The following is a 4,726-nucleotide window of genomic DNA, read 5'->3' as shown; positions in this document are numbered from 1 at the left end:
GCAGGGAACTGGGCAGTGCAGGGCAAGACCGGCAGCACAAGGCTTGGCAATGGCGGCAAGGACATGCGCTCGCTCGGCTGGTTCGTCGGCTGGGCTGAAAAAGGCGAGCGCCGGATCGTCTTTGCCCGGTTGGTCGTCGGCACCAACCGCACCGACATGCCCAAGGGCTTGAAGACGCGCGCGGCGTTCTTGAAAGAGCTGCCCGGCTTGATCAAATAGGCGGAACGAGCGCTTTACGGCGCTGAAATCTACCCATAAAAGACTGCCGCCGCCGGACGCATCCGGCTTCTTGCGCATGCTCCAAACCACTGCACTTTGGGCGACATGCATTTCACCACCCGCGCTCGTTTGCGGGACTGGATAGGAGAACTCTATGCTGAATTCCGTTTCCCTGACATTTCCCGACGGCTCCGTCCGCGACTACGACGCGGCGATGACCGGCGCCGGCCTTGCCGAATCGATCTCGAAGTCGCTGGCCAAAAAGGCGGTGGCCTATGCCATCGACGGCACCGTGCGCGACCTTTCCGATCCGCTCGGCAAGCCCGGCAAGGTCGAGATCATCACCCGCGAGGATCCGCGGGCGCTGGAACTGATCCGGCACGACGCCGCGCACGTGCTGGCGGAAGCCGTGCAGGAACTGTGGCCGGGAACGCAGGTGACCATCGGGCCGGTGATCGAGAACGGATTCTACTACGACTTCGCCCGCAACGAGCCGTTCACGCCGGACGATTTCCCGGTGATCGAGAAGAAGATGCGCGAGATCATCCAGCGCAACAAGCCGTTCAGCAAGGAAGTCTGGTCGCGCGAGAAGGCGAAGAAAGTGTTTGCCGACAAGGGCGAGCGCTACAAGCTGGAACTGATCGACGCCATTCCGGACGACCAGGACCTGAAGATCTACGCGCAGGGCGACTGGTTCGACCTCTGCCGCGGTCCGCACATGGCCTCGACCGGGCAGATCGGCAATGCCTTCAAGCTGATGAAGGTCGCCGGCGCCTATTGGCGTGGTGACTCGAACAACCCGATGCTGACGCGCATCTACGGCACCGCCTGGGCCGACCAGGCGCAGCTCGACGCCTACCAGACGATGCTGGAGGAGGCCGAGAAACGCGATCACCGCAAGCTCGGCCGCGAGATGGACCTGTTCCATTTCCAGGAAGAGGGACCCGGCGTCGTCTTCTGGCATGCCAAGGGCTGGAAGATGTTCCAGAACCTGGTCAACTACATGCGCCGACGCCTCGACGAGCAGGGCTATCAGGAGGTCAACGCACCGCAGGTTCTGGACAAGAGCCTGTGGGAGACATCGGGCCACTGGGGCTGGTATCGCGACGCCATGTTCAAGGTGACGGTGGCCGGCGACGACACCGACGACGACCGGGTGTTCGCACTGAAACCGATGAACTGCCCCGGCCACGTGCAGATCTTCAAGCATGGGTTGAAGTCTTACCGCGATCTGCCCGTCAAGCTTGCGGAATTCGGCAATGTGCATCGCTACGAACCTTCGGGCGCGCTGCACGGGCTGATGCGCGTGCGCGGCTTCACGCAGGACGATGCGCATATCTTCTGCACCGAGGAGCAGCTTGCGGCGGAGTGCCTGCGCATCAACGACCTGATCCTGTCGACCTATGCCGACTTCGGCTTCGACGAGATCAGCGTGAAGCTGTCGACGCGGCCGGACAAGCGCGTCGGCACGGACGAGGCCTGGGACCATGCCGAGGAGATCATGAGCGGCGTGCTGGAAACGATCCGCACACGGTCAGGCAACCGCATCAAGACCTCGATCAACCCGGGCGAGGGTGCGTTCTACGGCCCGAAATTCGAATATGTGCTGAAGGACGCCATCGGCCGCGAATGGCAGTGCGGCACCACGCAGGTCGACTTCAACCTGCCGGAGCGTTTCGGCGCCTTCTACATCGGATCGGATTCGGAAAAGAAGCAACCGGTGATGGTGCATCGCGCCATCTGCGGCTCGATGGAGCGGTTCCTCGGCATCCTGATCGAGAACTATTCCGGCCATTTCCCGCTGTGGTTCGCGCCGCTGCAGGTGGTGGTCGCCACGATCACATCCGATGCCGACGACTATGCGAATGAGGTGGTGGCCAAACTCAAGGCCGCCGGGCTTCTGGCGGAAGCGGATCTGCGCAACGAGAAGATCAACTACAAGGTCCGCGAGCATTCGCTGGCCAAGGTCCCCGTCATTCTCGTGTGCGGCAAGCGCGAAGCTGAGGAGCAGACGGTCAACGTCCGCCGGTTGGGGTCGCGCGACCAGGAATCGCTCGGCCTGGCCGAGGCGATCGCACAATTGAGCGAGGAAGCGATAACGCCGGATCGCAGGCGCAAACGCGCTGCCTGAATCCGCACATTCCCGATGGCTTGGCGGTGGAGCGATCCACCGCCATTTTCACATGGCTGTCACGCCAAAGCTGTAACGAGCCGCGATGCTCAAGCTGAAACTGCGGGAAAGACCGTTTCCCGAGCTTTCCTACGCCAACCCGCATCAGCCGGCGCTGACGCGCTGGTTCATCCATTCCGTCGAGGGCCTGTCCGGCCGCGACCGTTTTGCCGCGCTCTATGATTTCTGGCGGCGCCAGGTGGCGCCGAGCGGCGAGCGCGTGTTCAGCCGCATGCTGGAGCTCATTGACGTCAAGGTCCGGAACGCCGCTCCATGGCCGCCGGCGATGCTGCCCGACACGCCGCTGGTGATCGTCGCCAACCATCCGTTCGGCATCGGCGACGGTATCGCCGTGCTTTCGCTGGCCGAGCAGCTCGGACGGCCGTTCCGCGTCATGATCCACAAGGACCTGCTCAAGATCCGCGAGATGGAACCCTACTCGCTGCCGATCGACTTCTCCGAAACCAAGGAAGCGGTGAAGAACAACATGGCGGTGCGCCATGAGGCGGTGCGGCTGTTGAAGGAAGGTGTCACGATCATCGTCTTCCCGGCCGGCGGCGTCGCCACCGCGCCGAAAGGATTTGGCCTGGCGCGCGACCTGCCTTGGAAGATATTTCCGGCCCGGCTGATCCAGGACGCCAGGGCTTCCGTCATCCCGATGCATTTTTCCGGCCAGAACGGACGGCTGTTCCATCTGGTCAGCGGTCCAATGAACATGGCCGAGCGCGAGGGCCGGGTGGCGAAGTTCGTCGGCAGGGCGTCGCTGACGCTGCGCACCTCGCTGCTCATTCGTGAATTCGCGCGGTTGTCCGGCAAGGCCATAGACGTGCGCGTCGGCGACATCCTGACCTGGGACGAGTTGGAGCCGCTGCGCGACCGCAAGGCGCTGCTCGATCGGCTCCATCGCGGCGTCTTCGACCTGGCGCCTGCCGCGCCGCGCGGCCGGGCGCAATTCCTGCCGCGCCGCATGCGCAAGGCGGCCTGACGGGCAGGTTGATCAGTCCGCGCCTTCCTCGGGATCGATCGCCGAAGCCTCTGTGGCGAGAACCTCGATCTCCTGGTTCTGGCCGGCGACGACGGTGAAATCCTTCTGGTAGATGCGGTCGCGGTTCTTGGCGATAATGGTGTAGTCGCCTTCGGCCAGCACCATCGAGGCGAAGGCGCCGACAGTTTCCTTGATCGGGTCGCCGGATTCGTTGAGCAGCGACCAGGAAGTGTCGGCGATCGCTTCGCCGCCGGCCTCGCGCACCAGCTTCATCGTCATCTCGGCGGCGCGGTGCTCGACGGTCGCTTCGGTCAGCTTGCCGGCCTCGACACGGATGTCGGAGCGGATGACCGCATTCACCGAACCATAGGTGGAGACGACATGGTAGGTGCCGGCATTCAACCGCACCACTGCGTTCGGCTCGACATCGGGGACGATCAGGGCGCGGTCGCCATTGGCCTCGACCTTGTCCTCGTAGATCGAGAACCGCAGCTTCTTCGGCGGTATGTGCACGCCCCCCGACAGCACGGCGTCGAGCTTGAGGCCACCGGCGTCGAGCACCAGGCTTTCGCGCTTGGCCTCCTTGCCCACGGTGATGCGCTTGGTGGCGCCGGCCCGCCCATAGGAAGCATGGACAAGATAGCTGCCTGGCTCCAGCTGGAACACGGCGGTGCCGCCATGCGCCGAAGCCACCATCGGCAGCTTGCCGTCGCTGGCCGGCTCGGGCTTGAAGACCCGCCAGACGATGCCGCGGGTGATGTCGTTGCCCTTGTCCGTCAGTTGCGCCGAGAGCGTGATGGCGCCGCCGCCGCTCAAGGCCAGCGATGTCTCGCCTTTCGGCGTCGCGTAGCTGGAAATCCCCGGCAGCTTCAGATTGCTGATGCCGTCCGCGTTCTGCGCCACGGCCGACGAAACCGGCGCCATGAACAGCGCCGCCGCCAGCCAGACCAGGAAAAGACGCAGTGTCCCCTCAAACATGCCTTGCGTTGAAGCCCAAGGCGGTGGCAATTTCAAGGCCTGAGAGTCCCAATCCCGTTCCGCAGGGCTCTTGCCATCCGGCGCGAAGCGCCAATGCCCGAGCCGCCCGAATTTCCCACAGGCGCGCTTCAGCCCAAAACCGAACTTCCAGGAGACTTGCGCCCATGGCGTCGCCGATCATCGACTTCCTGCTGACCCGGAACTCCGCGCCGATTCCAGACCTGAAAGAGCCGGCGCCCAGCGATGCCGAGATCGCCACCCTGATCACCGCCGCCACGCGCGTGCCGGATCACGGCCGGCTCGAGCCCTGGCGCTTCATCCTCTATCGCGGCGAGGCGCGCGTCGAAATCGGCAAGAAGCTGGCGGCCTTGGCC

General features: G+C 64.1%; 5 protein-coding genes. 4 read left to right on the top strand and 1 reads right to left on the bottom strand.

Annotated features, from left to right (window positions below; all coding sequences use genetic code 11):
- The 3 genes from EN742_RS24800 to EN742_RS24790 all read left to right on the top strand — a co-directional run.
- A partial coding sequence (locus EN742_RS24800) for a penicillin-binding transpeptidase domain-containing protein (protein ID WP_281034989.1) occupies positions 1–219 on the top strand: 219 nt, incomplete at its 5' end.
- 154 nt (positions 220–373) lie between these two features.
- A complete protein-coding gene (gene thrS, locus EN742_RS24795) occupies positions 374–2,350 on the top strand; it encodes a threonine--tRNA ligase (protein ID WP_126054258.1) in 1,977 nt (658 codons plus the stop codon).
- A gap of 85 nt (positions 2,351–2,435) precedes the next feature.
- Complete coding sequence (locus EN742_RS24790) at positions 2,436–3,374, top strand: 1-acyl-sn-glycerol-3-phosphate acyltransferase (RefSeq protein WP_126054259.1); 939 nt, start codon at positions 2,436–2,438, stop codon at positions 3,372–3,374.
- Between the two features lie 12 nt (positions 3,375–3,386).
- Here EN742_RS24790 and EN742_RS24785 read toward each other — a convergent pair whose 3' ends face one another.
- Positions 3,387–4,352 (bottom strand): hypothetical protein, encoded by a 966-nt coding sequence (locus EN742_RS24785; protein WP_127400547.1) that lies wholly within the window; start codon positions 4,350–4,352, stop codon positions 3,387–3,389.
- Positions 4,353–4,516: 164 nt separating this feature from the next.
- On the opposite strand from EN742_RS24785, the gene EN742_RS24780 reads away from it, so the two are divergent.
- On the top strand, positions 4,517–4,726 hold a 210-nt coding region (locus tag EN742_RS24780), incomplete at its 3' end, for a nitroreductase family protein (protein WP_189375554.1).

The sequence above is a fragment of the Mesorhizobium sp. M4A.F.Ca.ET.020.02.1.1 genome (genome assembly GCF_004022645.1).
GTDB lineage: Bacteria > Pseudomonadota > Alphaproteobacteria > Rhizobiales > Rhizobiaceae > Mesorhizobium.
Note: the sequence above shows the minus strand (reverse complement) of the source record. Positions and strands in the feature narration are given on the sequence as shown.

Bases quoted from the DNA above. Each gene is read 5' to 3' on its own strand.
- thrS (WP_126054258.1), top strand. From the start codon at position 374: ATGCTGAATTCCGTTTCCCTGACATTTCCCGACGGCTCCGTCCGCGAC.
- EN742_RS24790 (WP_126054259.1), top strand. From the start codon at position 2,436: ATGCTCAAGCTGAAACTGCGGGAAAGACCGTTTCCCGAGCTTTCCTAC.
- EN742_RS24785 (WP_127400547.1), bottom strand. From the start codon at position 4,352: ATGTTTGAGGGGACACTGCGTCTTTTCCTGGTCTGGCTGGCGGCGGCG.